This is a genomic window from Thermomonas aquatica, from assembly GCF_006337105.1.
GTDB classification, from domain to species: Bacteria; Pseudomonadota; Gammaproteobacteria; order Xanthomonadales; family Xanthomonadaceae; genus Thermomonas; species Thermomonas aquatica.
In genome coordinates, this window is the sequence record NZ_CP040871.1 from 1,028,739 (window position 1) to 1,055,290 (window position 26,552).

A 26,552-nucleotide genomic window follows, 5' to 3' on the forward strand; every position below is an offset into this window, starting at 1 on the left:
CATGACCGACACCGTGATTTCCCGCGCCGGCCCCGCCGACCTCGATGCCCTCGCCGTGCTGTTCGACGCCTACCGCCAGTTCTACGGCCAGCCCTCCGACGTGCCGCGGGCGCGCGACTGGCTGCGCAGCCGCCTGCGCGTCGGCGAGTCGGTGGTGCTGCTGGCCAAGCGCGACGGCGCCATCGCCGGCTTCGTGCAGTTGTACCCGATGTTCTCCTCGGTGCGCACCGCCAAGACCTGGATCCTCAACGACCTGTACGTCGATGCCGGTGCGCGCCGCGGCGGCGTGGCGCGCAGCCTGCTGGATGCCGCGGCGAAGTTCGCCCGCGACGACGGCGCCGCCGGCATCTCGCTGGAAACGACGCAGGACAATGCCGTCGCCCGCGCGCTGTACCGCGCCGCCGGCTGGAACGAGGACGCGACCCAGTGGTACTCGCTGTCGTTCTCGAAGCAGCACCACTGATGCAGCGGGCCGCGGCCCGGCCTACACTCGGCGCATGACCGCCGCCACCGACTTCAAGCCTCTCGCGCTGTGCGTGCTGACCGTCTCCGACACGCGCACGGCGGACAACGACACCTCCGGCGATTACCTCTGCGATGCGTTGCGCGATGCCGGCCATCGCCTGCACGAACGCGCCATCGTGCGCGACGACAAGTACGCGATGCGCGCGCTGGTCTCGCGCTGGATCGCCGATGCCGATGTCGACGGCATCCTGGTCACCGGCGGCACCGGCTTCACCGGCCGCGATTCCACGCCGGAAGCCCTGCTGCCGCTGCTGGACAAGCGCATGGACGGCTTCGGCGAACTGTTCCGCGCGCTGAGCTTCGAGGAGATCGGCACCAGCACCCTGCAGTCGCGTGCGTTCGCCGGCCTGGCCAACGCCACCTTCCTGTTCGCCCTGCCCGGCTCCACCTCGGCCTGCCGCACCGGCTGGGAGAAGATCATCGCCGCGCAGCTGGACGCGCGCACCAAGCCCTGCAACCTCGCCAACCTGAAACCCCGCCTCAAGGAGTGACGATGGCCCTCGATACCACCCTGCGACTGCTCAGCAAGGCCAGCGGCCTGAGCGTGGTCGACATCGCCACCGCCATCCCGCGCGCGGGCGTGAGCACGGTCAATGCCTGGCTGAAAGGCGACAAGATCCCGGGCAAGGACCAGATCGACGCCTTGGCGCGCACCTTCGGCGTGCCGGCCGGGGCCTTGCTCGGCGAACTGGCCAGCACGCTGGACCCCGCGCGCAGCAAGGGCGAGCACGACCTGCTCGCGGCGTACCGCAAGCTCAACAGCAGGCAGCAGGGCGCCTTGCTGGAAGTGGCGCGCAGCATGAAGCCGAGGGCGCAGGGCAAATGAGCAAGCTCAAGCGCAAGCACTACGAGCAACTGCTGGAGCCGCTGCAGGAGGAATTGGCGGCGATGGCGCGCTGGCTGCAGCACACCGGCAAGCGCGTGCTGGTGCTGTTCGAGGGCCGCGACACCGCCGGCAAGGGCGGCGCGATCGATGCGTTCCGCGAGCACCTGAATCCGCGCCAGTGCCGGGTGGTCGCCCTGCCCAAGCCCAGCGAGCGCGAAGCCACGCAGTGGTACTTCCAGCGCTACGTGCCGCACCTGCCCGCGGCCGGCGAGATCGTGCTGTTCGACCGCAGCTGGTACAACCGCGCCGGGGTGGAGAAGGTGATGGGCTTCACCAGCGACGCCCAGGTCAAGACCTTCCTCAAGGAGGCGCCGCTGTTCGAGAAGATGCTGACGGACGACGGCATCCTGCTGTTCAAGTACTGGCTGTGCTGCGACCAGGCGCAGCAGGAAAAACGCTTCGCCGAACGCCTGCAGGATCCGCTCAAGCGCTGGAAGCTGTCGTCGATCGACGTCGACGCGCGGACGAAATACGGCGCCTACACCAGGGCCCGCGAGGCGATGCTGAAAGCCACCCATGCCGCGCATGCGCCATGGACGCTGGTCGATTTCAACGACCAGAAGCGCGGGCGCCTGACCCTGCTGCGCGACCTGCTGGACCGCCTGCCGGATACCGGGGTCGATGCCCCGGCGCTCGAGTTCCCGCCGCTGGACGGAACCCCGGCGAAGGAACGCTATGGCGTGCTGAAGCCGATCCCGGCATTCAAGGCGTAGCCGGCGCGGCCGGGCTGGGCAAGCCCACGTCCTTCGCCAGCGCGGCGTAGCGCGGGTCGTTGCGGTAGCGCAACAGCAGGGCGTCGTAGAGCAGGGTCTGCATGCCCGGGTCGCGCGCCTTCCAGGCGCGTTGCAGCCAGTCGAACATGCGGTCCGGCTCGCCGCGCACGGCGTACAGTTGCGCGATCTGGAAGGCCCAGCCGCTTGCGTACTGGTCGATGCACGCCTGCAGCAACGCGTCCGCCTGCTTGCGGTCCGGCCCGATCTGCATCGCCAATGCCAGGGCGAAGTCGTGCCACTCGCCCGCCGGCTCCGCCTCCGCCGCCTTTTTCGCGCCCGCTGCGTCCTTGCGCAGGACCTTGCTGATCGTCAGCAGGTAGTGGTTGTAGATTCCGTCATGCAATTCGATGGCCTGGGCGATCGCCTGCTCGGCCTCGTCCAGCCTGCCCAGCGGCATCAGGTAGGCGACCAGCCACGGGTACCAGCTCAGGTTGCGCGGATCGAGCTTCAAGGCCTTGCGGGTGAGTTCCACCGCCTGGGCCAGGTCGCCCTGGCTGGCGCGCGCCACCCCGAGCTGGAACAGCGCCTCGCCATCGTCCGGGGCCAGTTCCACCGCGCGCTTGAGCTCGGCTTCGCCGCCCTGCCAATCGAAGTCCCGCAGCATCAGCAGTTTGCCGCGCGCGATCCGGGTGGACGCCTGCTCGGGCGCCACACGCATCGCCTGTTCGATGGCCGCATCCGCCTGCGCGTAGGCATCCGCGGCCTCGGCACCGGACAGCCCGTTGGATACGGCATCGATCAGCATCCGCGCCTTCGCCGAATAGGCTAGGCCGTAGGCCGGGTCCAGCCGGATGGCGCGATCGTATTGCCTGGTGGCCTCTTCCTGGGTGGTGCCGGGCGCGCGCGCATGCATGTAGGCGTTGTAGGCCTCGAGGTTGTTGCTGGGCGGACGGTCGCCCTGCTGCACCGGCCGGGCCGGGCCGGACGATTGGCCGTTGGCCGGCGGCGACTGCAGCCTCAGCTTCAATGCCGCGGCCACCTGCGCGGTGATCTGGTCCTGCAGGGCGAACAGGTCCTTGTACGGGCGGTCGTAGCTGTCCGCCCACAAGGTGCTGCCGTCGCTGGCCTTGATCAGGCTGGCGCTGATCCGCACGGTATCGCCGACCCGGCGCACGCTGCCTTCCAGCAGATGGGCGACGCCGAGCTTGGCGGCGATCGTCTGGCTGGATTCCTTGCTGTCGCGGAAGTCGAACGAGGACTTGCGGTTGATCACCCGCAGGCCGTCGATCCGCGCCAGCGCGATGATGAAGCCTTCCGACAGGCCGTCGGAGAAATACTGCTGGTCCTTGTCGCCGCTTTCGTTGTCGAGCGGCAGCACCGCGATCGAATTGGCCGCCGCCACGGCGGGCACCGGACCGCCCTGGGCGACCTCCGGCATGGCGCGGTCGAGTAGGCGGTCGGTCAGCAACAGCACCACCGCGATCGCCAGCACGCCGATGATGATCAGGTCGGTGCGGCGCTTGACCGTGCGCGCATCGTGCGCGTTGTCGTCGACTTCGCTTTCGAGCCGCAGGCCCTGGCTGGTGAACTCGTAGCGCCAGGAGAACCCGATCCAGAACGGGAAGCCGATGGCGGCGGCGATCAGGAACCAGCGGGTCGCCGATTCCGGCGCACCGATTTCCGGCCCCAACTGGGCGATGCCCTGCGCCAACGCCCATACCGAGCCGATGTAGAGGATCGCCGCGCGCGGAATGTTGCGGCGCCTCAGCTCGCCCATCAAATTACCGACCATGCGCGCTCATTCCGGCCCCCTGCCCCGATTCTTGCATAGGAGAACGCAAGACGGTGCCGGATCCGCCCACCGGGGTATTCAGCGAATCGCGAAGCCCGCCACTGGCACGGCCATCCCGGGTTGCGCCGGCAGCCGCAACACCTCCTCGACCCGCGCCTGCGGCGGGCCCTGGCGCAGCCATTCCTGCAGGCGCGCGATCGCATCGGCATCGCCCGCCGCCAGCACTTCGACGTCGCCGTTGGCCAGGTTGCAGGCATAGCCCCGCACGCCGAGCTTCGTCGCCTCGTCGCGGGTGCCGGCGCGGAACCACACGCCCTGCACCTTGCCGCGGACGATGAAACGCGCGACCGCCATGCCGGCTCCGTTCAAGCGCCCGCCTTTGGGCCGCCGGCCTTGGCGATGTCTTCCTCGAGCATGCGCGCGCTGAGCGGGCCGGTGTATTTCCTGGCCACCTTGCCGTCCGGCGCGATCAGGTAGGTCATCGGCAGGCCGCGCGGGGTCTCGAAATCCTTCGGCGGGTCGTACACGTCGACCAGCGCGACCGGATAGACCACCGGGTGTTCCTTCATGAAGGCGGTCATCGCCTCGGGCGTGTTGTCCTCGTAGGCCAGCCCGATCACCACGACATGTTCGCGCATCGCGTCCAGCGCGGACAGTTCGGGCATCTCCTTCAGGCAGGGCCCGCACCAGGTCGCCCAGAAATTGACGACCACCCACTTGCCGCGCTGTTCGGCCAGGTCGAAGGTCTTGCCGTCGAGGGTGGCGATGCGCAGGGTCGGCCGCTCCGCGGCAGCGGGAATCCGCGCCGGCCGCGCCGGGGTGGCGGGCTCCGGCTGCGCCGCCGGTCCCGCGGGCGTGGCGGGCCCGGCTTCCGGCTTGCATGCGGCCAACAACCCCAGCAACAGCAGCATCGCGATCCGCAACAGCATCGATCAGGTTCCTCCGATTGCCTCGTACACGCTGGACACGCGCTGCTTGAGCTGGTCGCGCAACGGCATGCGCAGCCCGTCCAGCACGCCCATCACCGCCACGCCCAGCGCATCGTCGCGGTGCGGCAGGTGCGCTTCCGCCACCGGCACCCGCAGGTGGCAGGCTTCGTAGAGCTCGCCGATGGCGACGTCGTCGAGGTCGCGCGAGAGCAGCCACTCGCCGCTCTCGGCACGGCTGACCACGTCGATCCCGTCGAGCTTGCCCAGCATGTCCTGGACCAGGCTGTCGGTGAGGATGGGTTCGAGCAGCTGGATCTCGTCGCTGTGCAGGCCGCGGCCCTGCGCGCGCGCCTGCTGGAAGCGGCCGAGCATGCGCAGCAGGCCGTACAGCTCGAAGCCGTGCGGCAGGCGCAACGCGGCGGGCTGGTAACGGAACGCCGACATCGACGCCGCGAACGAGGCGCCGAACAGGATCGAGGTCCAGCCGAGGTAGATCCACAGCAGGAAGATCGGCACGAAGGCCAGCGGTCCGTAGATCTTCTGGTAGGAGCCGAAGCTGCCGAGGTAGAGGCCGATGCCCCACTTCACCGACTCGAACAGCAGCACCGACAGCGCCGCGCCGGCAAGCGCATGCCGCCACTTGACGGTGCGGTGCGGGACGACCTTGAACACCGCGGCGAAGGCGAGCATCTCGATCAGCATCGGCGCCAGCCGCAGCATGATCGCCTCCAGCCAGCGGCCCGGCACGGTCTCGAAGATCGCCAGCGCGAAGAAGCGGGTGGACAGCGCCAGGCTGGTGGCGGCGACCAGTCCGCCGAGGGTCAGCACCGTCCAGTAGACGAGGAAGCGGCCGAACTTGGGGCGCGCGGTCGGCACCCGCCAGATCCGGTTGAAGATCGCCTCGACGCTGGTCAGGGTCACCAGCAGCGATACCACCAAGGCGAACGCGCCGGTGGTGGTCAACGACTTGGTGTTTGCGGAGAACTCCGTCAGGTAATCCTGCACCTTGCTGGCCGCGCTCGGCACGAAGTTGGCGAAGATGTAGGTCTTGAGGCTGGCGCTCCATTCGTCGAACACCGGGAACGCCGAGAGCACGCCGAACACCACCATCGACAGCGGCACCAGCGCGAACACGGTGGTGAACGACAGCGCGCCGGCGGCCTCGAACAGGCGATCGCCGAGGAAGCGCTTCCAGGTGAAGCGGAAGAAGGTGCCGGCGCGCGCGCGGTCGCGCAGGCGTTCGCTCCAGCGGTTCAGGGAATCCAGCGGCTCCATCGGCCCAAGCCTAACCGATGCCCCCGCCTTTATCTTGTGTGTCGCGTCGCATGGCCTATCCTGCGCGCTCCACCCGAAACATTGCGCGCCATGCCCGAGATCCTGGTCCTCTATTACAGCCGCGGCGGCTCGGTTGCGAAGCTCGCGCGGCAGATCGCGCGCGGCATCGGCGAGGTCGAGGGCATGGCCGCGCGCCTGCGCACGGTGCCGCCGGTGGCGCCGATCACCGAGGTCGCGGCACCGCCGGAACCCGAGGACGGCGCGCCCTACGTCGACAAGCGCGACCTGCGCGAATGCGCGGGCCTGCTGCTGGGCAGCCCCACCCGGTTCGGCAACATGGCCGCGCCGGTGAAGCATTTCATCGATGGCCTCGGCAGCGAATGGGCCAGCGGCGCGCTGGTCGGCAAGCCGGCCGGCGTCTTCACCTCGACCGCGACCATGCATGGCGGCCAGGAATCGACCCTGCTGACCATGCTGGTGCCGCTGTTGCACCACGGCTGCGTGGTCGCCGGCATTCCGTTCACCGAAGCCGCGCTCAACACCACCCGCAGCGGCGGCACCCCGTATGGCGCCAGCCACGTGGCCGGCCTGCAGGACGCGCCCGAACCCAGCGACGAGGAAGCGCAGCTCGCGCGAGCGCTGGGCCGGCGCATCGCCACGCTGGCGGCGAAGCTCGCCGCATGAACCCGCAACGACGCCTGGCCCTCGCCCTGCTCGCGCTGGCGGCGACGTACGCGCTGCGCTTCGCCCGCGACGAACACGCGCTGGCGGCGCTGCTGGTGTTCGTGTTGCCGCCGTTGCTGCTTGCGCTCGCGGCCTGGCGCCGCTGGCCGCGCACCGGCTTCGTCGCCGGCGTGTTCGCCCTGCTGTGGTTCAGCCACGGGGTGATGGCGGCCTGGTCCGAACCCGGCCAGCGCGCCTTCGCACTGGTCGAGATCGCGCTCGCGCTGGCGGTGGTGTACGCATCCAGCATCGACGGCATCCACGCCCGCTTCGGCAAGCAGCGATGATGCCCGCGAATCCGCGCATGGCGGGCCTGGCGACGGACGACGTCGAACGCCTGCATGCCGGCGCGCGCGCGATCCGCGACCGCGCCCACGCGCAGGCCGAACGCCTGATCGGCGGGGTGCTGGCGCGCCATCCACGCCACCCGGAGGCGCTGCGCCTGCTGGCGATCCTGCAGCTGCACACGCAGCGCGCGGCGCAGGCCGTGGCCAGCCTCCGGCAGGCGATCGAATGGCATGCGCGGGACGCGCAACTGCACGCGGACCTGGGCAATGCGCACAATGCCTGCGGCGAACGCGATGCCGCCATTGCGGCCTGGCGCCGGGCGGTGGAACTCGAGCCGCAGCAGCCCGTGCCATGGTTCAACCTCGGCCGCGCCTACCAGGGACAAGGCGACAGCCTGGCGGCGGTCGAGGCCCTGCAGCGCACGCGCAGCCTGGCCCCCGAGATCCTGCCCGCGGCGATCCTGCTGGGCGACGCGCTGGCGCACCTCGGCCGCTTCGACGAAGCGAGCGCGCAGTACCGCGACGGCCTGCGCCTGCATCCGGCCTGCGGCGATGCCTGGCGCGGGCTGTCCAACATCAAGACGGTGGCGCTGTCGGATGCCGATGCGGCGGCATTGGCCGCGCAACTGCAACGCCACGACATCGCCGACACCGACCGCATCGCGATGAACCACGCGCTGGGCAAGCTGGAGGAGGACCGCGGCCGGCACCCGCAGGCATTCGCCGCATTCAGCGCGGCCAACGCCCTGCAGCAGCGGCTGACGCCGTGGCGGCTGCCGCCGTTCGAGCACTACCTCGAACAGGCGCTGGCGATGACCGAAACGCTGCCCGAGCCGGTCGATCCGGCGCTGGGCCGGGAGGTCATCTTCATCGTCGGCATGCCGCGTTCCGGCTCCACCTTGTTCGAGCAGATCCTCGCCGCGCACCCGCAGGTCGAAGGCGCCAGCGAACTGCAGGAACTCGGCATCGTCATCCAGCAGGAGTCGATGCGCCGCGGCGTGCCGTACCCGCAATGGATCCCGCAGGCCAGCGCGCAGGACTGGCAACGCCTCGGCCGCGACTACCTGGCGCGCACCGCGCACTGGCGGACGGCGCGGTCGCGCTTCACCGACAAGCTGCCGGAAAACTGGAAGCACGCCGGCGTGCTGCGCGCGATGCTGCCCGGCGCCACGATCGTCGAAACCCGCCGCGACCCGCTGGAAACCGCCTGGTCCTGCTTCAAGCAGCAGTTCTACAGCCAGCCGCATTTCGCCAACACGCTGGCCGACCTCGGCGCCTACCTGCGCGGCTGCGAACGGGCGATGGATGCCTGGCGCGCGCGCGATCCGGCGCGCATCCGCCTGCACCGCTACGAGGACCTGCTGGCATCGCCCGAACCGAGGGTGCGAGCGCTGCTCGCCGATTGCGGCCTGGATTTCGACCCGGCCTGCATGCGATTCCATGCCGCCGCGCGCAGCGTGCGCACCGCCAGCGCGGCGCAGGTGCGGCAACCGCTGCAACGCGACACCGCGCGCGCGGCCGCCTATGGCGGCCTGCTCGATCCCCTGCGCGTCGCGCTGGGACTGCCCACCGCCTGACGCGCGCCTGCAGTTGGCGGATAATTCCCCTATTTGGGGCAAGCGCATGGACAACCTGCTGATCGTCACCACCGGCGGCACCATCGACAAGGTGTATTTCGATGCCAAGTCCGACTACCAGGTCGGCGAGCCGCAGATCGGCCGGATGCTGCAGGAACTGGGCGTCGCCTTCCGCTTCCACGTGATCCCGCTGCTGCGCAAGGATTCGCTGTTCGTGGACGATTCCGACCGCCAGCTGTTGCGCGCGACCATCGCCGCCCAGGACGAGGCCTGCGTGCTGGTGACCCACGGCACCGACAGCATGGTCGAGACCGCGCGCGTGCTGGCCGGCATCGAAGGCAAGACCATCGTGCTGACCGGCGCGCTCAGCCCGGCGCGTTTCGAGGGTTCCGACGCGGAGTTCAACATCGGTTGCGCGGTCGGCGCGGTGCAGTCGCTGCCCGCCGGCACCTACATCGCGATGAACGGGCGCATCTGGGATCCGCTCAAGGTGCGCAAGAACGTGGACGCGAACCGCTTCGAGGCGATCGGCTGAACCCGCGGCGGACCCGACGCCCGCTTCCGGCCGGTTTCCCGCCATGCAAAAAAGAACCCCGGCCGAAGCCGGGGTTCGTGGCTATCCCTAGCCGACAGGATCAGAAGGTGATGCTCCAGCTGTTGATGTAACCCACGTCCGCGGCGGCACGGTCGGCGGCACGCAGCTTCCAGGTACCGTTCAGGGCTTCGCCGGACAGGTTGATGTTGACCGTCTTGACGATGTTGTCGGCACTGCCGCCGGCACGGTTGCTGATGTTGTAGACCGAGCCGTCCGGCGCGATCAGGTCGACGATCAGATCGCCGCTGTACGGGTGCGTGATATTGACCGCCACCGGGGTGCTGGCCTGGCCATTGCCGGTGCGGCCGGACACGGCGATGCTGCTGGTCACACCCGTCGCATTGTTGTCCGGGATATTGACGTCAGTGCCGTTGGTGTAGGTCTGGGTGGTGCCGCCACCGCCGCCGGCGGTGTAGTTACCCACCAGGCTGACGCCGGTGAACGCCGAGTACGCCTTGAGGCGGACGTAGTAGGTACCGCCGGTCGAGCTGGCGAAGGTGCAGGTCTCGGCATTGCCGGACTTGTACGGACGGCAGTCGTACACGGTGTCGGTCGGCGCACTGCCGAGCTTCACGTACATGTCGGCATCGCCGGTGCCACCGGACATGGTGAAGGTCACGTTGGTCGAACCGGCCGGCACCACCATGGTGTAGTTCACCGAATTGCCGGCTGTCTGGTTGATGCCGGTGACCGCCACGCCCTTGGTCAACACGCCGCCGGTGCTGCCACCGCCGCCGCCGCCGCCGGCGCAGCTCACGCCCACGCCGGTGAACGCCGCGGTGACGTCGGCCTTGGTGTAGCCCAGGTCCGTGGCTGCAGTTTCGACGCCGCAAGCGCCGTTGTTCCAGGTGGTATTCGCAGTCCAGTAGTCGCGGTTGGCGCGCGCGAAGACCTGGAAGGCTTTCTGGGTATTCCAGCCTGCGGTGGTCGCCAGGTTGTAGAACGCCTTGTTGTACACGCCGGAGGAGTAGTGCGGATCCATGCTGCTGGTCATGTTCGCCGCGTTGTCGATCGACGAACCGTCCTGCGTCGGGTTGTTCATGTAACGCAACGCGCCGGTGCCCTTGAAGATCTCGGCGCCGACTTTCCAGTCGTTGGTGCCGCGCGAGTAATACTCGGCGGCCTCGCCGGCCATGTCGGAATACGCCTCGTTCATGCCGCCGCAATGGCTGCCGTCGTCGTAGCACAGGCCCGACTGCTGCTCGGTGAAGCCGTGCGAGACCTCATGGCTGGACACGTCCAGGCTGACCAGCGGATAGAAGGTGGTGGCGCCGTCGCCGAAGGTCATGGCGGTGCCGTCCCAGTACGCGTTCTCGTAGCTGGTCTTGTAGTGGACTTTCATCACCAGCTGGAAGGTCAGCGGGGCCTGGCCGATGTACGCCTGGTACATGTTGAACACGACGTTGCCGAAATAGTGGGCGTCGTTCAGCGGCGAATAGGCGCCGTTGATGGTCTTCACGGTGTTGCGCGGGCAGGTGTAGGAGAACGCAGTGGTGCTGGTATTGGTGCTGGCGTTGTTGAGGTTGACCGTCTTCACGTTGGTGCTGTTCATGGTGCAGGTGGTGCCGCTCTGCGTCACGTCCAGGTAACCGTAGTTGGTGCCGTACTCGTACTGACCGGTCTTGGCGTTGCCGCCGGGGCCGGTGCCGACCAGGGCGTGCTGCAGGTTCTCGGTCTTCTTGAGCACGCGGCCGCTGTTGGCGTCGATCAGCAGGCGCGGACGCGTCGGCGAACCGCCGGTGGCCGAGTCAGCGAAGAAATCGACGTGATAGGCCAGGTGCCCGCGGCCGGCGTTGTCGACGTAGATCACCAGCTCGGTCTTTTCGTTGCGGGTCAGCATGCCGGAGAGGCCATTGCCCAGCCACGCGCGCTTGCCGGCGATCAGGGCGGCGGCCTTGCTCAGCTTCGGGGTGGTCGACGCGATGTCCTGGTCGAGGCCGGACACCATGTTGCCGAACAGTGTGCGCACGTTGCCGGCGCTGTCCTCGCTGACCACCACGCCTTCGCCGAACACCGGGATGCCGCGGAAGGTCTGGTCATAGCGGTAGTTGCGGACGCCATGATCCTCGCGCTGCGCCTTCATCAGCAGGCGGGTGTTGGCATCGGCGCCAATGAACTGTTCGTGGCGGCTGTGGGCCATCGCGGCGATGCCGCCCTTGGCGGCGACCTGGGCCTGGTACTGCTGCTTGAGCTGGGCGATGTCCTGCTTGTGCAGGTCGACCTTGCCTGCGGCCTGCGCGCCCGTGGCGACAAGCGAGAGGGCGATGGCGGCTGCAAGGCTGTTGATGCGGCGCTGATTCACTGGCAAGTACCCCTGAAAAAGATTTGGTTGGATGGATCACCGCTGCGACGGCGACATGGCGAACACAGGCAAATCTTCCCGCTGCGGACTTTGGTGGATCGTTGTCCGATCTCTTGGCGAAACGGGAGCGCCCCGGAACCTGAACCAAACCCGAAGCGATGCGCGAGGGTTGCGGGCTTGTTGGAAAACCGTCAAGCACCTAAAGGCATAAGCCGATAACTTTTCGGCATATGAGGTCATGAAATCGTAGTCAACCGCATTCCAGAGCGGTTCCTTGATTTGCTGCAGCGCAGTATCGAGTCACTGCAAGCGAGCATTAGACGCGCATATGCTGCAGGGCATCACACTTCTGCGCAGTTCAATGCCGTCAAAAAGTGACGCGAATGGTCTGTGCCATGGGTCATGCCGTTGTGAATCCAGTCACATCGGCATGGCCAAGCCCGTCACCGGCTTGCGTTAGAGCATTCCGGTTTCCAGCCGCGCGAGCTCGGACATCATGGTCCGGTTCCACGGCGGATCGAACACCAGTTCGACATCGGCCTCGGCGATCGTCGGGATCAACTCGATCTTGCTGCGGACGTCATCCACGAGGATCTCGCCCATGCCGCAGGCAGGCGCGGTCAAGGTCATGCGGACATCGACGTCGCGCCGGCCGTCGCCGCGGGTCTTCACTTCGGCCGAATACACCAGGCCAAGCTCGACGATGTTGACCGGGATCTCCGGGTCGAAGCAGGTTCGCAGCTGCTGCCAGACCAGCTTCTCGACATCCTCGTCGCTGGCGCCTTCCGGCAGTTCGATCGGCTGCGGCGGCTCCTTGCCGATGGCGTCCGCATCCTTGCCGGCGATCCGCATCAGGTTGCCTTCGACGAATACCGTCCAGCTACCGCCCAGCGACTGGGTGATGTAGCCCACGGTGCCGGCCGGCAAGGTCACTTCCTCGCCCTGCGGGACCAAAACGGCGGCGCAATCGCGCTCGAAACGGACGGGTTCGCTGCTGCGTGAGTACATCGTGGAGGCGGCGGTGCATGCGTGCTGGAATTCGTACCATTCTAGTCCAGATCGAACGGAATGCCCGCACGGCTATCATTCGCGACCGCCCGCGCCCACCGCCATGACCCCCGACCAACATAAAACCCCGCTGCCCGCCTTGCTGTTGCTGTTGATCGGCTGCCTCGGCTTCGCCGCGACGTGGGTGCTGGCGGCGCGCTTGCTGGAAGCGCAGTCCGCCTGGCTGGCACCGCTGGCGGCGCTGGATGCGGCATTGATGTTGCGGCTGGGCCGCATGCCCCCCGGATGGAAACGCATGGCGTGGGGCCTGTCCGCGACCGCGGCGATCATGCTGCTGGCGAATTGGGGCATCACCGCCACCGAGGTCGGCATCGGCTTGGGCCTGCTGCCGTGGGAATCCGCGCTGCGGCTCGGCCCGGTCTATGCCTGGGAACTGATCCGTCTGGCCAATGGCACCATCGAACTCGCCTGGTACGCACTGGCATTGGTTGCGGCGGCGATCGCATCACGCTGAAGATGCGCCGTCACTGACGGAGGCGGCGATGGACAAGGCGAACCCGATGCGAACCCTGCTGCCGGCCACGCTCGGCATCGGCACGCTGGACCTGCTGTTTGCCTGGGGTTTCTGGGCAAGCAAGGGCGTCACCCTGACCGACATCCTGCATTCAATCGCTGCCGGCTGGTACGGCAAGGCCAGCTACGAGATGGGCATGACCAGCGCCCTGGTCGGCACCGTCTCGCACTACGCAATCATGCTGGCGTTCGTGCTGGCCTATTGGCTCGCCGCAAGGCGGATCCCCGCCCTGCGCGCGCATCCGTGGGGCGGCGGCCTGGCCCATGGGCTCGGCATTTATGCGCTGATGAGCTTCGTGGTGTTGCCGCTGTCGGCCGCGGGCACCCCGGATTTCAGGAACGGTGCATGGGTCGCCAGCAGCATCGCCATGCACCTGCTGATCGGCGTGCTGTGCGCCTTCGCCGCGAGGCGCGCCCTGCGCTGACGATGGAACGGCGGCTCAGTGCCCGCCGTCCAGCGCCTTGAGTTCGGACACCAGCGCGTTCGCCATCTCGGAACCGTCGCCGTACAGCATGCGGGTATTGTCGGCATAGAACAGCGCATTCTCGATGCCGGCGAACCCGGTGCCCTTGCCGCGCTTGATGACGATGGTGTTCTTCGAATTGACCACGTCGAGGATCGGCATGCCGTAGATCGGGCTGGCCGGATCGGTCTTCGCCACCGGATTGACCACGTCGTTGGCGCCGATCACCAGCGAGACATCGGTATTCGCGAACTCCGGGTTGATGTCGTCCATGTCGGCGATCAGGTCGTAGGGCACGCCGGCCTCGGCCAGCAGCACGTTCATGTGCCCCGGCATGCGCCCGGCCACCGGGTGGATCGCGAACTTCACCTTGACCCCGCGCTCCATCAGCCGCTGGGTCAGCTCCCAGATCTTGTGCTGCGCCTGCGCCACCGCCAGGCCGTAGCCGGGCACGATCACCACGCGCTCGGCGAAGGCCATCATCGCGGCCACGTCGGCGGCCTCGATCGGCTTCATCGAACCACCGATTTCCTGCATCTCGCCGCTGCTGCCGCCGAAGTTGGAGAACAGCACGCCACTGATCGGCCGGTTCATCGCCTTGGCCATCAATCGGGTCAGCAACATGCCGGCCGCGCCGACCATCATGCCGGCGATGATCAGCGCCTCGTTGCCCAGCACGTAGCCCTCGAACGCCACCGCCAGGCCGGTGAAGGCGTTGTACAGCGAGATCACCACCGGCATGTCGGCGCCACCGATCGGCAGCGTCATCAGCACGCCCAGCGCCAGCGCCAGCACGAAGAAGGCGATGATCCACGGCATCGCCAGCGTCTGCAGCGCCATCACGCCGCAGGCCACCGCCGCCACCGCCACCGCCGCGTTGAACCACTGCTGGCCGGGGAAGGTGTAGCGCTTGTCCATGCGCCCGTCGAGCTTGGCCCAGGCGATGATCGACCCGGTCAGCGACACCGCGCCGATCAGCGCGCCCACCACCGCCAGCACCGCCGGCACCAGCCCCGAGGACTGCCCGGCTGCCGACCAGCGCACCAACTCCATCGCGCCGATGGCCGCCGCGGAACCGCCGCCCATGCCGTTGAACAGGGCGACCATCTGCGGCATGTCGGTGATCGCCACCTTCTTGCCCCAGGCCCAGTTCAGGCCGACGCCGATCACGATCGCCGCGATCATCAGGCCGATGTTGTGCAGGCCCGGCAGGAAGAAGGTGGCCAGGGTCGCGATCAGCATGCCCGCGCCGGCCCACTGGATGCCGCTGCGCGCGGTCTTGGGGCTGGCCATGCGCTGCAGGCCGAGCAGGAACAGCGTGGCCGCGACGAAGTAGCTCAGCTTGACCAGGGTCAGGACCGTCATGCCTTGCCCTCCGGCTTCTTCGAAGACTTGAACATGTCCAGCATGCGTTCGGTCACCACGTAGCCGCCGGCCGCGTTGCCTGCACCCAGCAGCACGGCGACGAAGCCGATGGCCTTCTCCAGGGGGGTATCGGCGTGGCCCAGCACCACCATCGCGCCGATCAGCACGATGCCGTGGATGAAGTTGGAACCCGACATCAACGGGGTGTGCAGGATCACCGGCACCCGCGAGATGATGACGTGGCCGGCAATGGCCGCCAGCATGAAGATGTACAGCGCCACGAAGCCGTCGCCCACGATGCCTCTCCCCGTCTGTCTGTCCGCATCATAAACACGGCTTGCTGCGATGCGCCATGTCAACCATGCAGGCGGCGGCGCGTTTCCCCTGCACGCCCGGCGCAATCCCGCCCCGGTTGCGGACCAAGGTACTGCCGATGGCGAACGCGGAATGCCATGTTGCTGTTCGACCCCGCTAAGCTTGGGCGCGTGAGCGCCGAGGCCCACCAGGACGATCCGGCCACCCAGCCGGCCATGCCGGCGACGCTGGAAGCGTTCCTGGCCGGCATCGACGCGCGCGCTTTCCGCTTCGCCGAGATCGCCCTGCGCAACCGCGACGACGCACTGGACGCGGTGCAGGACGCGATGATGAAGATGCTGGGCTACCGCGACCGAGCGGCGTCGGAATGGACCCCGCTGTTCTGGAGCATCCTGCGCAACCGCATCGTCGACCTGCAGCGGCGCGGCCTGTTCCGCCTGCGCTGGCTGGTGCCGGGCAGCAACGACGACGGCGAACCGATCGACTGGGCCGACGACAGCCCGGATCCGTCGCGCAACAACGATAGCCGCGAAGCATGGACGCGGATCAGCGCGGCACTCGGCAACCTGCCCGCCCGCCAGCGCGAAGCCTTCACCCTGCGCGTGCTGGAAGAACTGGACGTGGCCGACACCGCGCGGGTGATGGGCTGCAGCGAGGGCTCGGTGAAGACCCACCTCTCCCGCGCACGCGATGCAATGCAGAAACAACTGGAAGAATTCCGATGAGCACCGATCACGACAGCAAGTTCGACGAGGCAATCCGCGCGCAGCACTCCGCATCGCTGGAACGCCTGTCGCCGCGCGTCCGCGCGCAGCTCGCGCAGCGCCGCAACACCGCCCTGCGCGGCAACACTGTTAGCCGCGGTCACGGCCTGCGCTATGCCGTCGCCGGTTTCGCCGCGCTGGGTGCGCTCGCCATCGGCCTGCGGTTCGGCAGCATTCCCGCGCCCACGGTCAACACGCCCGCGACCAGCGTCGCTACATCAGCCGCGACGCCCAGCACGATGCTGGACGAAGACCCCGAGTTCTACGCCTGGCTGGCATCGTCCGATGCCCAGCAAGTCGCGATGGAGTAACCGATGAACCGTACCATCCCGAGCCGCCTGATCCGCACCGCCTTCCTCGCCCTCGCCCTGTGGCCGGCATTCGCCTTCGCGCAAGCGCAGCCGGCTGCCACGCAGTACCCGGAATGGGACCAGCTCACGCCGACCCAGCGCGATGCATTGGTCGCGCCCTTGCGCGAGCGTTGGAACAGCAATCCCGACGAACGCTCGCGCATGGTCGAACGCGCGCAACGATGGAAGACGATGCCGCGCGACCAGCGTGACCGCGCCGGCCATGGCATGCAGCGCTGGGAGCACATGTCGCCTGAGCAACGCACCGAGGCGCGCGGCCTTTTCCACGCGATGCGCGACATGGACAAGGAACAACGCAAGGTGTTCCTGGCCGATTGGCGGAAAAAGAGCGCGCAGCAAAAAACCGAGTGGTTGAAGGCACATCCGGCGCCGGAGCGGCGCGAACGCGCGCGGCAGTAAATCCGCAATCGGGGAAGGCTGCGTAGCCAGGATATGGCCGCATCCGGGACGATTCACATCATCGAATCATGCTTCACCCCGAGGGGCGCTGCGCTTACCCGAGCTACGTGGAAGCTGCGTTATTTGAGCTCCATTTCGACCAACTCGATGGTGTCCGTCCCGCCGTTCTTGAGTGCGCGTGTCGCACCGGCCGGCTGGATCGCAAAATCTCCCGGCCGCAACGCCAAGCTTTGATCCTGCGAACCAGGCGTCATCGTCGTCAGCAAGCCACCGCGCACGACAACCCGGACACCCTTGTCGCCCTGTGAAATCGCCGGGGCCGATTGGCCCGGCTCCAGCACCAGCCGCCAAGCCCGCATCCGCGGGTTGTCGAGAATCTGCACGTACTGGGGCGCGCTGTCCCGCGACGAGATTGCATTTCCGGAGGGATTCGCGCGGCGCAGTTCAACGACGATGATCTGGAAGGTGCTTTTGTCGCCGTTGACCACCCTGTGCGTGCGAGGTTCGGCACCTACCGGGCTGTAGGCTGCAGCGCCCATCGGATACATCGGCGCTGCGGTCAGCGGCTTGCCCAGCCCCTGTCCGCTCGATTGCGCAGGCTGGATGATCACGGCGAACAGGTCGCGGTAATGCGTGTGGAACCCAGAATCGCCATTCGGCGGGTAGAGGTTGTTGAGGATCGCAATGTCCTCATCCGCGAAGACCAGTTGATGGAAGGAGGCGCGCTCGACCGGGACGGCGGTTTCGCTGGGCGGCTGCCCGGCAAAGGCGAACGTGTGTGCCGCCAGCAACAGGCAGAACCCGAATGCGCCCAGGCACCCGACAAGGCGTGTCACCTTCATATGCGCCCCCACTTTGGCCCTATCGGTTCAGCACACTCACTTGCCCCGCTCCGGCCACACCGTCTTCGCCAGCAGCTCGTCGTCCCAGTCGAACGCCAGCGCGCCCTCCTTGAGCAGCAGCGCGACGAAGTTGTAGACGTTGCGCGCGTACATCTCGCTGGCGTGCTGCGCGCCCATCGACGCCAGGTTCAGCGGACCCGCCACGATAACGCGACCGCGGTCGATGGTCTGCCCCGGTTCGGTGAGTTCGCAGTTGCCGCCGGTCTCGGCGGCGAGGTCGACGATCACGCTGCCAGGCTTCATCCCCGCGACCATCGCCGCACTGATGATCTTCGGCGCGGGACGGCCTGGGACCGCGGCGGTGCAGACGATCACGTCGACGTTCTTCAGGTGCTCGGCCAGGCGCCGCTGCTGCTCGGCGCGTTCCTCGTCGGTCAGCGCGCGGGCGTAACCGCCCTCGCCGGCCGCGGACACGCCCAGGTCGAGGAACTTGCCGCCCAGCGACTCGATCTGCTCGCGGGTCTCCGGGCGCACGTCGAAGCCCTCGACCTGCGCGCCCAGGCGCTTGGCGGTGGCGATCGCCTGCAGGCCGGCCACACCGGCGCCGACGATCAGGACCTTCGACGGCCGGATGGTGCCGGCCGCGGTGGTCAGCATCGGGAAGAAGCGCGGCGCCAGTTGCGCGGCAATCAGCACGGCCTTGTAACCGGCCATGCCTGCCTGCGAGCTGAGCACGTCCATCGCCTGCGCACGGGTCGTGCGCGGCAAGCGTTCCAGCGGGAACGCCAGCAGGCCGCGCTCGCGGATCGCCGCCGCGCGCCCCTCGTCCGCCTGCGGCTGCAGGCTGCCGACCAGCACCGCGCCGGGCTTCAGCCCCGCGAGCACCGGGTTCGCGGGCGGCTGCACGCACAGCACGGCGTCGGCCTCGGCGAGCGCGTCCTCGCGCAACTCGGCGCCGGCATCGGCATAGGCCTGGTCCGGGAAATGGGCGCCATCGCCGATCCCGGGCTGGATGCGCACGCTGGCACCGGCAGCCACCAGCTTCTTGCAGGTTTCCGGGGTCAGCGCGACGCGCCGCTCGCCCGACGCCGTCTCGCGTGCCACGCCCACGATCACCGCCATCGCCCACCCCTGCATCGACCCGTTGCCTGCATCCTAACCAAAGCGACCGCTACCATGGCGAGTCCCGCCCCCATCCGATGCCGATGCTGACCCTCGCCGCCCTCGACAGCCGCCGCTCGGTGCCCACCCGCCAGCTGGCCACGCCCGGCCCCGACCCCGACCAGCTGCTGCGCATCCTGCGCAGCGCGTCGCGGGTGCCGGACCACGGCAAGCGCGTGCCGTTCCGCTTCCTGCGCGTCGCCGGCGTGGACCGCGCGCACCTGGCCGACGCCGCCTCGGCGCGCCTGCGCGAGCGCGAGCCGGAAGCCAGCGAGGCCGCCCTCGACAAGCTGCGCACCCGCTTCCTGATGCCGCCGCTGACCCTGTGCGTGGTCGCCCGCCTCGGACCCGACGAGAAGATCCCCGCCTCCGAGCGCTTGGCCACCGCATCCTGCGTCTGCCTGCTGCTGCTGCAGGCCGCGCAGGCCGAAGGTTATGGCGCGCAGTGGCTGACCGGCTGGATCGCCTACGACCGCGCCTTCCTCGAGGGCACCCTGGGGCTGGCCGAAGACGAACAACTGGTCGGCACCATCGCGATCGGCACGCCGCTGGTCGAGGCGCCCGAACGCGAACGCCCCGACCCCGCGACCCTGCTGTCGGACTGGACCGGCGCGTGACCGCCGGGCACACGCCAGCAGCGCCGACGCTGCACCTCGTCGATGCCTCGATGTATGTATTCCGCGCCTGGCATTCCATGCCGGACGAGTTCCACGACGCCGACGGCTGGCCGACTAACGCGGTGCACGGCTTCGCCCGCTTCCTGCTGGAGCTGCTGGAGCGCGAACGCCCGCGGCACATCGCCATCGCCTTCGACGAGGCGCTGGACTCCTGCTTCCGCAACGCGCTATATCCGGCCTACAAGGCCAACCGCGACCCCGCGCCGCCGGAGCTGCGCCGCCAGTTCGCCTGGTGCAAGGGCCTGTGCCAGGCGCTGGGGCTGCAGACCCTGGCCCACCACGACTACGAGGCCGACGACCTGATCGGCAGCGCCGTGCACCGCGCGCGCGGACACGGCTACCGCAGCGTGATCGTGTCCGCCGACAAGGACCTCTCGCAGCTGCTGGACGTGCACGACGAGCAGTACGACTTCGCCAAGGGCCAGCGCTGGGGCCGCGACGGGGTCAAGGCGCGGCACGGCGTGCAGGCGCACCAGATCGCCGACTACCTGGCGCTCACCGGCGACGCGGTCGACAACATCCCGGGCATCACCGGGATCGGCCCGAAGTCGGCCGCGGTCCTGCTCGCGCATTTCGATTCGCTGGATGCCCTGCTGGCGCGGATCGACGAGGTGCCGTTCCTGCGCCTGCGCGGGGCCGCGCAGCTCGCCGTGCGCCTGCGCGAACAGCGCGAGCACGCACTGCTGTGGCGGCAACTCACCACGATCGCGCTGGATGCGCCGTTGCCGGACGGCCATTTCGCGCGCGGCAACGGCGACGCCGACGAACTGCAGGCGCTGTCGGACTGGATCGGCTTCGGTCCGCTGACCCGCAAGCGCTTGGCCGAGGCGGCGGGGCTTTCTGCCTGAAGCGCCCCCGAGCATGGAAGCGCTCGTCCGGGGGAGGGTTCGAGCGCGCCATGGATGGCGCGCGGCCGCGCATCGGAGCCGGATGCGGAGCCTAAGCGGCGAATCCCCTCCGGGCGAGCGCTTCATTGCGAACGATGATGGTCATCCGCCTGCGGTAGCATCGAGGCATGGGCCACAACCTCAAGACCACCCTCTACGAAGGCGACTGGCTGCGGCTGGTGAAAATCGGCCACTGGGAATCCTGCGAGCGCACCCACGGCCAGGGCATGGCGGTGATCGTGATCGCGGTGACCCCCGCCGACGAGGTGCTGTTCGTCGAGCAATACCGCGTGCCGCTGGGCGCGCGCACCATCGAGATGCCGGCGGGCCTGGTCGGCGACGACCATGCCGAGGACACCCTGGCCGACGCCGCACGCCGTGAACTGATCGAGGAGACCGGCTGGGCGCCGGGGCGGGTCGACGTGCTGCTGGTCGGCCCCACCAGTTCCGGCATGAGCAACGAGCGCATCGCCTTCGTGCGCGCGCTGGACCTGGTCCGGGTCGGCGACGGCGGCGGCGTGGACAGCGAGGACATCACCGTCCACCACGTGCCGCGGGCCGAGGCGCCGGCCTGGCTGATGCGCAAGCATGCCGAGGGCTTCGAGCTCGACCTCAAGCTCTGGGCCGGGCTGTGGATGATCGAGCACGACCCGGACGGCAGCCCGCGCCGCTGACCCGGGATTGACGGCGGTCAAGGCCGCGGCCCGAGGCCGGTGCGATGATGGGGTCTCGCCATCGACCCAGGAACGCGCCATGGCCCGTCGCCCGACCGCCAAGCCCCCCATCGCCAAGCCACGGGCCACTCCCGCCGCGCGCAAGCCGCGCGGCCGGCTGCCTGCGCCCGACCCGATCCCCACCCCGGCCGCCGCCGCGGTCGCGCAGGCCGAGGCCGAAGCCTGGGCCGGCACCCACGCGCCGCCGGCGGTGCCGCCGATGGGCATCGCGCCCGCCGAGCTCGGCGTGCCGGAGGCCACTGCGCGGGAGATGGAGGCGATGCCGGTCACCGCCGAAGAGAGCACGTCCGCGCCGCTGCCCGCCGGCTATCCCTATCGCGTCCGCCTGCGCCGCAAGGAATACGAGGCGGAGAAGAAGAAGCTGCAGATCGAGCTGCTGAAGGTGCAGAGCTGGGTCAAGGAAAGCGGGCAGCGCATCGTGATGCTGTTCGAGGGCCGCGACGCCGCCGGCAAGGGCGGCACCATCAAGCGCTTCACCGAGCACCTCAACCCGCGCGGGGCGCGCGTGGTCGCGCTGGAGAAGCCCAGCGAACGCGAACGCGGGCAATGGTACTTCCAGCGCTACATCGAGCACCTGCCGACCTATGGCGAGATCGTGCTGTTCGACCGCAGCTGGTACAACCGCGCCGGGGTCGAGCGGGTGATGGGCTTCTGCACCCCGGCGGAATACCTCGAGTTCCTGCGCGAGGCGCCGGAGTTCGAACGCATGCTGGTGCGCAGCGGCGTCCGGGTCTACAAGTTCTGGTTCTCGGTCAGCCGCGAGGAACAGCTGCGGCGCTTCAACTCGCGTCGCAACGACCCGCTGAAGCACTGGAAGCTGTCGCCGATCGACGTGCAGTCGCTGGGCAAGTGGGACGACTACACCGATGCCAAGGAAGCGATGTTCTTCCACACCGACACCGCCGATTCGCCGTGGCTGGTGATCAAGTCCGACGACAAGAAGCGCGCGCGCCTCAACTGCATGCGCCACGTGCTGTCGACCCTGCCCTACCCGGGCAAGGACCCGAAGGTCGCCTACCCGGCGGATGCGCAGATCGTGGGCTCGGCGGCCAATGTGCTCGCCGCGGACGGCCAGTAGGCGGCGCGCGCTTCAGCCGGCGAAGCGGTCGGTCGCCTCCACCAGCGCGGCGGCGTTCTCGGCCTCGAACGCGGAGTGGCCGGCGGTCGCGCTGACCAGCAGTTCCGCCTTCGGCCAGGCCTTGTGCAGGTCGAAGGCGTTCTGGATCGGGCAGACCACGTCGTAACGGCCGTGCACGATCACCCCGGGGATGTCGGCGATGCGATGGGCATCGCGCAGCAGCTGGTCCTCGACCTCGAAGAAGCCGCCGTTGACGAAGTAATGGTTCTCGATCCGCGCGAACGCCAGCGCGAACTCCGCGTTGCCGTGGGTGTCGGCGTAGTCCGCGGGGATCCGCAGGTAGCTGGTGCCGCCTTCCCAGATCGCCCAGGCGCGCGCGGCCGCCAGCCGAACGCCGGCATCGTCGGAGGTCAGGCGGCGATGGAAGGCCGAGATCAGGTCCGCGCGCTCCACCTCCGGGATCGCCGCGATGTAGTGCGCCCACGCATCCGGGAACAGGCGGCTGGCGCCTTCCTGGTAGAACCATTCCAGCTCCCAGCGGCGGAGCATGAAGATGCCGCGCAGGACCAGTTCGGTCACCCGCTGCGGGTGGGTCTCGGCATAAGCCAGCGCGAGGGTCGAGCCCCAGCTGCCGCCGAACACCTGCCAGCGCGCGATGCCGAGGTGCTCGCGCAGCTTCTCGATGTCGGCGACCAGGTCCCAGGTGGTGTTGTCGACGAGGTCGGCGTGCGGGGTGCTGCGCCCCGAGCCGCGCTGGTCGAACAGCACGATGCGGTACTTCGCCGGGTCGTGGAAGCGCCGCATGTTGGCATTGCAGCCCGCGCCGGGACCGCCGTGCAGCAACACCACCGGCTTGCCGTCCGGGTTGCCGCATTCCTCCCAGTACAGGGTGTGGCGGCCGTCGACCGCGAGGGTGCCGGTCCGGGACGGGGCGAGTTCGGGATACAGCGTGCGCATGGCGGGATCCGGCGGTGGAGAACCCCGGATTCTAGCTGGCGCGGTTCAGGGCCTGCGCCCCAGGGTCACGCGGTCGCGGCCCTCGAGGTCGGGCTCGGTCGCCACGTCCACGAAGCCGGCCGCGGCCATCAGCGCACGCACGGCCTCGCCCTGGTCCCAGCCGTGCTCCAGCAGCAACCAGCCCGCGGGCGCCAGGTGCGCCGGGGCGTCGCGGACGATGCGGCGGATCGCGTCCAGTCCGTCGCTGCCCGAGGCGAGCGCGTCGGGCGGTTCGTGGCGGAGGTCGCCCTGGCCGAGGTGCGGATCGCCGAGCGCGATGTACGGCGGATTGCTGGCGATCAGGTCGAAGCGCTCGCGACCGAGCGCCTCGCACCAGTCGCCGCGACGGAACCACGCATTGTCGATGCCGTTGCGTTGCGCGTTGGCCACCGCCACCGCCAAGGCCGCCTTGCTGGCGTCGGTGGCGACCACCGCGGCCATCGGCCGCTCTCGGGCGATGGCCAGCGCGATCGCCCCGCTGCCGGTGCCGAGGTCCGCGACCCGGCAGGGGGCGTCGGCGGGCAGCCGCGCCAGGGCGAGTTCGACCAGCCGTTCGGTTTCCGGGCGCGGGATCAGGGTGGCCGGCGTCACCCGGAGGTCCAGCGACCAGAAGCCTTGGGTCCCGCTCAGGTAGGCGACCGGCTCGCCGGCGGCGCGACGCGACAGCAAGGCCTCGAAACGCTCCCGGGCAGCCGCCTCGACCGCGTCGTCGGCATGCGCCCACAGCCAGCCCGGCGGGCGGTCCAGCGCATGCGCCAGCAGCCACTCGGCATCGACGCGCTCGATCATGGCGCTGGCGCGCTGCAACAAATCCCGGACCCGCGGCGTGGTGCTCTGCATGCGTGCAGTGTCGCATCGCGTGGCTGGAAGCCGCATTGACGCGTCGCGTCGGCGACGTCGACCGATTCAATAGTTCTTAACTATTGATTCGATAGAATCAATTTCATTGATTGATTGAATGCCACGCCATAGATTTGTCGCGTCGCATCATCCCACCCCCGCCCACACCGAGGAACCACGATGTCCCTGATCAACACCAAGGTCGCCCCGTTCAAGGCCAATGCCTTCCACAACGGCAAGTTCGTCGAGGTCACCGACCAGTCCCTGCAGGGCAAGTGGTCGGTCCTGATCTTCATGCCGGCGGCCTTCACCTTCAATTGCCCGACCGAGATCGAAGACGCCGCCGAGCACTACGCCGAGTTCCAGGCAGCCGGCGCCGAGGTCTACATCGTCACCACCGACACCCACTTCTCGCACAAGGTGTGGCACGAGACCTCCCCGGCGGTGGGCAAGGCCGCGTTCCCGCTGGTCGGCGACCCGACCCACCAGCTGACCCGCGCGTTCGGCGTGCACATCGACGAGGAAGGCCTGGCCCTGCGCGGCACCTTCATCATCAACCCCGATGGCGTGATCAAGACCATGGAAGTGCACGACAACGCGATCGCCCGCGACGTCAAGGAGACCGTGCGCAAGCTCAAGGCCGCGCAGTACGTCGCCTCGCACCCCAACGAAGTCTGCCCGGCGAAGTGGAACGAAGGCGCCAAGACGCTGAAGCCGTCGCTGGACCTGGTCGGCAAGATCTGACCCCCAAGCCGCGGGCGGCGTTCCTGTCCGACGCCTGCGGACCGCCCCTCTCCCCTCGGGGAGAGGGCTCCGGCCAGCCCACCATGGGCGGTTGGCCGCAGCCCTTTCCATCCCCCTCCATCCCTCCCCCAGAGGATGCCGCCATGCTCGACCAGGACCTGAAGGACCAACTGGCCGCCTATCTCGAACGCCTCCAGCAGCCGATCGAACTGGTCGCGTCGCTGGACGATTCCGAGGCCGCGCGCGAACTCGACGCACTGCTCGACGACATCACCGCGCTGTCGCCGAAGATCAGCCGCGCGACCGGCGACGACCCGCGCAAGCCGTCGTTCCTGATCCGCCGCGCCGGCACCCAGGTGCAGGTCGGCTTCGCCGGGATCCCGCTGGGCCACGAGTTCACGTCCCTGGTGCTGGCCCTGCTGCAGGTCGGCGGCCACCCGGTGAAGATCGACGAGGCGCTGGCGGCGCAGGTGCGCGCGCTGCCCGGCGACTACCGCTTCGAAACCTACATGTCGCTGCATTGCCAGAGCTGCCCGGACACCATCCAGGCGCTCAACGCGATGAGCGTGCTCAACCCGCGCATCCAGCACGTCGCGATCGACGGCAGCCTGTTCCAGGCCGAGGTCGAGGCGCGGCAGGTGCTGTCGGTGCCGACGATCTTCCTCGACGGCGTCGAGTTCGATGCCGGGCGCATGAGCATCGAACAGATCCTGGCCAGGCTCGACACCGGCGCGGCGGCGCGTGCCGCTGATGCGCTCAACGATGCCGCGCCCTACGACGTGCTGGTGGTCGGCGGCGGTCCGGCCGGTGCCGCGGCCGCGATCTACGCCGCGCGCAAGGGCATCCGCACCGGCATCGTCACCGAGCGTTTCGGCGGGCAGGTGCTGGACACCATGGCGATCGAGAACTTCCCCTCGGTCGAATACACCGAGGGCCCGAAGCTGGCCGCGTCGCTGGAGGCGCACGTGCGCAGCTACGGCGTGGACGTGGTCACCGCGCAGCGCGCGAAGGCCTTGCAGCCGGCCGCGCAGGCGGGTGGCCTGGTCGGCGTCGAACTCGAAAGCGGCGCGACCCTGCGCGCGCGCACCGTGATCCTCGCGCCCGGCGCGCGCTGGCGGCAGACCGGTGTCCCCGGGGAGGACACCTACCGCAACAAGGGCGTGACCTATTGCCCGCACTGCGACGGCCCGCTGTTCAAGGGCAAGCGGGTGGCGGTGATCGGCGGCGGCAACTCCGGCGTCGAAGCCGCCATCGACCTCGCCGGCCTGGTCGAGCACGTCACCCTGCTGGAGTTCGACGGCAAGCTGCGCGCCGACGAAGTGCTGCAGCGCAAGCTGCGCAGCCTGCCGAACGCCAGCGTGCACGTGAACGCGCAGACCACCGGGATGATCGGGGCTGCCGGCAAGCTCGCCGGCCTGACCTTCACCGATCGCGGCACTGGCGAGAAGCGCGAACTGCAGGTGGAGGGCGTGTTCGTGCAGATCGGCCTGCTGCCCAACACCGACTGGCTGAAGGGCGCGGTGACCCTCAGCCCGCGCGGCGAAATCGGGATCGATGATCGCGGCCACACCAACCTGCCGGGCGTGTTCGCCGCCGGCGATGCGACCACCGAGCCGTTCAAACAGATCGTGGTCGCGATGGGCGGCGGTTCGACCGCGGCGCTGTCCGCCTTCGATCACCTGATCCGCCACTCCGCGCCCGCCGCCAGCGACGCCGTGGCGGCCTGAGCG

Annotated in this window: 31 protein-coding genes; 19 read left to right on the forward strand and 12 right to left on the reverse strand. The window is 68.8% G+C overall.

Annotated features, from left to right (window positions below; all coding sequences use genetic code 11):
* Window position 1: 1 nt before the first annotated feature.
* The 4 genes from FHQ07_RS05000 to ppk2 (FHQ07_RS05015) are packed head-to-tail and all read left to right on the forward strand — an operon-like array spanning window position 2 to window position 2,124.
* On the forward strand, window positions 2–463 hold the full coding sequence (locus FHQ07_RS05000; protein ID WP_139715770.1) for a GNAT family N-acetyltransferase: 462 nt from the start codon (window positions 2–4) through the stop codon (window positions 461–463).
* A gap of 34 nt (window positions 464–497) precedes the next feature.
* The gene (gene moaB, locus FHQ07_RS05005; RefSeq protein WP_139715771.1) at window positions 498–1,016 is read left to right on the forward strand and encodes a molybdenum cofactor biosynthesis protein B; all 519 of its coding nucleotides are present in this window, start codon (window positions 498–500) and stop codon (window positions 1,014–1,016) included.
* Window positions 1,017–1,018: 2 nt separating this feature from the next.
* Window positions 1,019–1,351: a helix-turn-helix domain-containing protein gene (locus FHQ07_RS05010; protein WP_139715772.1), complete on the forward strand. Its 333-nt coding sequence runs from the start codon at window positions 1,019–1,021 to the stop codon at window positions 1,349–1,351.
* The gene (gene ppk2 / locus FHQ07_RS05015) at window positions 1,348–2,124 is read left to right on the forward strand and encodes a polyphosphate kinase 2 (protein WP_139715773.1); all 777 of its coding nucleotides are present in this window, start codon (window positions 1,348–1,350) and stop codon (window positions 2,122–2,124) included. Before FHQ07_RS05010 ends, ppk2 (FHQ07_RS05015) begins: the two co-directional genes overlap by 4 nt.
* Here ppk2 (FHQ07_RS05015) and FHQ07_RS05020 read toward each other — a convergent pair.
* The 4 genes from FHQ07_RS05020 to FHQ07_RS05035 all read right to left on the reverse strand — a co-directional run bounded on the left by FHQ07_RS05020 (window position 2,114) and on the right by FHQ07_RS05035 (window position 6,120).
* On the reverse strand, window positions 2,114–3,916 hold the full coding sequence (locus FHQ07_RS05020) for a tetratricopeptide repeat protein (RefSeq protein ID WP_139715774.1): 1,803 nt from the start codon (window positions 3,914–3,916) through the stop codon (window positions 2,114–2,116). The genes ppk2 (FHQ07_RS05015) and FHQ07_RS05020 overlap by 11 nt on opposite strands.
* Window positions 3,917–3,994: 78 nt before the next feature.
* A complete protein-coding gene (gene yccX, locus FHQ07_RS05025; RefSeq protein ID WP_139715775.1) occupies window positions 3,995–4,270 on the reverse strand; it encodes an acylphosphatase in 276 nt (91 codons plus the stop codon).
* Between the two features lie 11 nt (window positions 4,271–4,281).
* Window positions 4,282–4,845: a TlpA family protein disulfide reductase gene (locus FHQ07_RS05030; protein ID WP_139715776.1), complete on the reverse strand. Its 564-nt coding sequence runs from the start codon at window positions 4,843–4,845 to the stop codon at window positions 4,282–4,284.
* A 3-nt stretch (window positions 4,846–4,848) separates the two neighbouring features.
* Window positions 4,849–6,120, reverse strand: coding sequence for a YihY family inner membrane protein (locus FHQ07_RS05035; RefSeq protein ID WP_139715777.1), 1,272 nt, complete (start codon window positions 6,118–6,120; stop codon window positions 4,849–4,851).
* 90 nt (window positions 6,121–6,210) lie between these two features.
* On the opposite strand from FHQ07_RS05035, the gene wrbA reads away from it, so the two are divergent.
* The 4 genes from wrbA to FHQ07_RS05055 are packed head-to-tail and all read left to right on the forward strand — an operon-like array spanning window position 6,211 to window position 9,242.
* Window positions 6,211–6,804 (forward strand): NAD(P)H:quinone oxidoreductase, encoded by a 594-nt coding sequence (gene wrbA / locus FHQ07_RS05040; RefSeq protein ID WP_139715778.1) that lies wholly within the window; start codon window positions 6,211–6,213, stop codon window positions 6,802–6,804.
* Window positions 6,801–7,130 (forward strand): DUF2069 domain-containing protein, encoded by a 330-nt coding sequence (locus FHQ07_RS05045; protein WP_139715779.1) that lies wholly within the window; start codon window positions 6,801–6,803, stop codon window positions 7,128–7,130. The genes wrbA and FHQ07_RS05045 overlap by 4 nt, the downstream gene beginning before the upstream one ends.
* Window positions 7,130–8,707: a tetratricopeptide repeat-containing sulfotransferase family protein gene (locus tag FHQ07_RS05050; protein ID WP_240703550.1), complete on the forward strand. Its 1,578-nt coding sequence runs from the start codon at window positions 7,130–7,132 to the stop codon at window positions 8,705–8,707. Before FHQ07_RS05045 ends, FHQ07_RS05050 begins: the two co-directional genes overlap by 1 nt.
* 46 nt (window positions 8,708–8,753) lie before the next feature.
* Window positions 8,754–9,242: an asparaginase domain-containing protein gene (locus tag FHQ07_RS05055; RefSeq protein WP_139715780.1), complete on the forward strand. Its 489-nt coding sequence runs from the start codon at window positions 8,754–8,756 to the stop codon at window positions 9,240–9,242.
* Window positions 9,243–9,342: 100 nt separating this feature from the next.
* Here FHQ07_RS05055 and FHQ07_RS05060 read toward each other — a convergent pair whose 3' ends face one another.
* Together FHQ07_RS05060 and sufT are read right to left on the reverse strand one after the other, a co-directional pair.
* Entirely contained in the window at window positions 9,343–11,604 is a 2,262-nt protein-coding gene (locus FHQ07_RS05060) for a M4 family metallopeptidase (RefSeq protein ID WP_139715781.1), read from the reverse strand.
* A gap of 456 nt (window positions 11,605–12,060) precedes the next feature.
* Entirely contained in the window at window positions 12,061–12,612 is a 552-nt protein-coding gene (sufT, locus tag FHQ07_RS05065) for a putative Fe-S cluster assembly protein SufT (RefSeq protein ID WP_139715782.1), read from the reverse strand.
* Between the two features lie 103 nt (window positions 12,613–12,715).
* On the opposite strand from sufT, the gene FHQ07_RS05070 reads away from it, so the two are divergent.
* Together FHQ07_RS05070 and FHQ07_RS05075 are read left to right on the forward strand one after the other, a co-directional pair.
* Window positions 12,716–13,126 carry a hypothetical protein gene (locus FHQ07_RS05070; RefSeq protein ID WP_139715783.1) on the forward strand — a complete coding sequence of 137 codons (411 nt, stop codon included), beginning with the start codon at window positions 12,716–12,718 and terminating at the stop codon, window positions 13,124–13,126.
* 28 nt (window positions 13,127–13,154) lie between these two features.
* Window positions 13,155–13,610 (forward strand): hypothetical protein, encoded by a 456-nt coding sequence (locus tag FHQ07_RS05075; RefSeq protein WP_139715784.1) that lies wholly within the window; start codon window positions 13,155–13,157, stop codon window positions 13,608–13,610.
* A gap of 15 nt (window positions 13,611–13,625) precedes the next feature.
* Here the strand turns inward: FHQ07_RS05075 and FHQ07_RS05080 are convergent, their stop codons facing one another.
* Window positions 13,626–15,014: an NAD(P)(+) transhydrogenase (Re/Si-specific) subunit beta gene (locus FHQ07_RS05080; RefSeq protein ID WP_139715785.1), complete on the reverse strand. Its 1,389-nt coding sequence runs from the start codon at window positions 15,012–15,014 to the stop codon at window positions 13,626–13,628.
* Window positions 15,011–15,310 (reverse strand): NAD(P) transhydrogenase subunit alpha part 2, encoded by a 300-nt coding sequence (locus FHQ07_RS05085; RefSeq protein ID WP_139715786.1) that lies wholly within the window; start codon window positions 15,308–15,310, stop codon window positions 15,011–15,013. Before FHQ07_RS05085 ends, FHQ07_RS05080 begins: the two co-directional genes overlap by 4 nt.
* A gap of 156 nt (window positions 15,311–15,466) precedes the next feature.
* On the opposite strand from FHQ07_RS05085, the gene FHQ07_RS05090 reads away from it, so the two are divergent.
* Genes FHQ07_RS05090 through FHQ07_RS05100 form a run of 3 tightly spaced genes read left to right on the forward strand, consistent with a single transcriptional unit; the run spans window position 15,467 to window position 16,863 of the window.
* Window positions 15,467–16,054 (forward strand): RNA polymerase sigma factor, encoded by a 588-nt coding sequence (locus tag FHQ07_RS05090; RefSeq protein WP_139715787.1) that lies wholly within the window; start codon window positions 15,467–15,469, stop codon window positions 16,052–16,054.
* Complete coding sequence (locus FHQ07_RS05095; RefSeq protein WP_139715788.1) at window positions 16,051–16,404, forward strand: hypothetical protein; 354 nt, start codon at window positions 16,051–16,053, stop codon at window positions 16,402–16,404. The genes FHQ07_RS05090 and FHQ07_RS05095 overlap by 4 nt, the downstream gene beginning before the upstream one ends.
* Before the next feature lie 3 nt (window positions 16,405–16,407).
* Window positions 16,408–16,863: a DUF3106 domain-containing protein gene (locus FHQ07_RS05100; RefSeq protein WP_139715789.1), complete on the forward strand. Its 456-nt coding sequence runs from the start codon at window positions 16,408–16,410 to the stop codon at window positions 16,861–16,863.
* Between the two features lie 119 nt (window positions 16,864–16,982).
* On the opposite strand, the gene FHQ07_RS05105 is transcribed toward FHQ07_RS05100, so the two are convergent.
* Together FHQ07_RS05105 and FHQ07_RS05110 are read right to left on the reverse strand one after the other, a co-directional pair.
* On the reverse strand, window positions 16,983–17,705 hold the full coding sequence (locus tag FHQ07_RS05105; RefSeq protein WP_139715790.1) for a cupin domain-containing protein: 723 nt from the start codon (window positions 17,703–17,705) through the stop codon (window positions 16,983–16,985).
* A 36-nt stretch (window positions 17,706–17,741) separates the two neighbouring features.
* Window positions 17,742–18,827 (reverse strand): NAD(P) transhydrogenase subunit alpha, encoded by a 1,086-nt coding sequence (locus FHQ07_RS05110; RefSeq protein ID WP_139715791.1) that lies wholly within the window; start codon window positions 18,825–18,827, stop codon window positions 17,742–17,744.
* Between the two features lie 77 nt (window positions 18,828–18,904).
* Between FHQ07_RS05110 and FHQ07_RS14505 the strand changes: the two genes are divergently transcribed.
* From FHQ07_RS14505 to ppk2 (FHQ07_RS05130), 4 genes are all read left to right on the forward strand, one after another.
* Entirely contained in the window at window positions 18,905–19,483 is a 579-nt protein-coding gene (locus FHQ07_RS14505; RefSeq protein ID WP_139715792.1) for a nitroreductase family protein, read from the forward strand.
* A 50-nt stretch (window positions 19,484–19,533) separates the two neighbouring features.
* Complete coding sequence (locus tag FHQ07_RS05120) at window positions 19,534–20,391, forward strand: 5'-3' exonuclease (RefSeq protein ID WP_240703585.1); 858 nt, start codon at window positions 19,534–19,536, stop codon at window positions 20,389–20,391.
* A gap of 167 nt (window positions 20,392–20,558) precedes the next feature.
* Window positions 20,559–21,104, forward strand: a complete 546-nt coding sequence (locus FHQ07_RS05125) for an NUDIX hydrolase (protein WP_139715793.1) — start codon at window positions 20,559–20,561, stop codon at window positions 21,102–21,104.
* 79 nt (window positions 21,105–21,183) lie between these two features.
* Window positions 21,184–22,242, forward strand: coding sequence for a polyphosphate kinase 2 (gene ppk2, locus FHQ07_RS05130; protein WP_139715794.1), 1,059 nt, complete (start codon window positions 21,184–21,186; stop codon window positions 22,240–22,242).
* Window positions 22,243–22,254: 12 nt separating this feature from the next.
* Here the strand turns inward: ppk2 (FHQ07_RS05130) and pip are convergent, their stop codons facing one another.
* Window positions 22,255–23,199 carry a prolyl aminopeptidase gene (gene pip, locus FHQ07_RS05135; RefSeq protein WP_139715795.1) on the reverse strand — a complete coding sequence of 315 codons (945 nt, stop codon included), beginning with the start codon at window positions 23,197–23,199 and terminating at the stop codon, window positions 22,255–22,257.
* Window positions 23,200–23,244: 45 nt separating this feature from the next.
* The gene (gene prmC, locus FHQ07_RS05140; protein WP_139715796.1) at window positions 23,245–24,078 is read right to left on the reverse strand and encodes a peptide chain release factor N(5)-glutamine methyltransferase; all 834 of its coding nucleotides are present in this window, start codon (window positions 24,076–24,078) and stop codon (window positions 23,245–23,247) included.
* A gap of 180 nt (window positions 24,079–24,258) precedes the next feature.
* On the opposite strand from prmC, the gene ahpC reads away from it, so the two are divergent.
* Together ahpC and ahpF are read left to right on the forward strand one after the other, a co-directional pair.
* A complete protein-coding gene (gene ahpC / locus FHQ07_RS05145) occupies window positions 24,259–24,822 on the forward strand; it encodes an alkyl hydroperoxide reductase subunit C (protein WP_139715797.1) in 564 nt (187 codons plus the stop codon).
* Between the two features lie 143 nt (window positions 24,823–24,965).
* Entirely contained in the window at window positions 24,966–26,549 is a 1,584-nt protein-coding gene (gene ahpF / locus FHQ07_RS05150) for an alkyl hydroperoxide reductase subunit F (RefSeq protein ID WP_139715798.1), read from the forward strand.
* The last annotated feature ends 3 nt before the right edge of the window (window positions 26,550–26,552 follow it).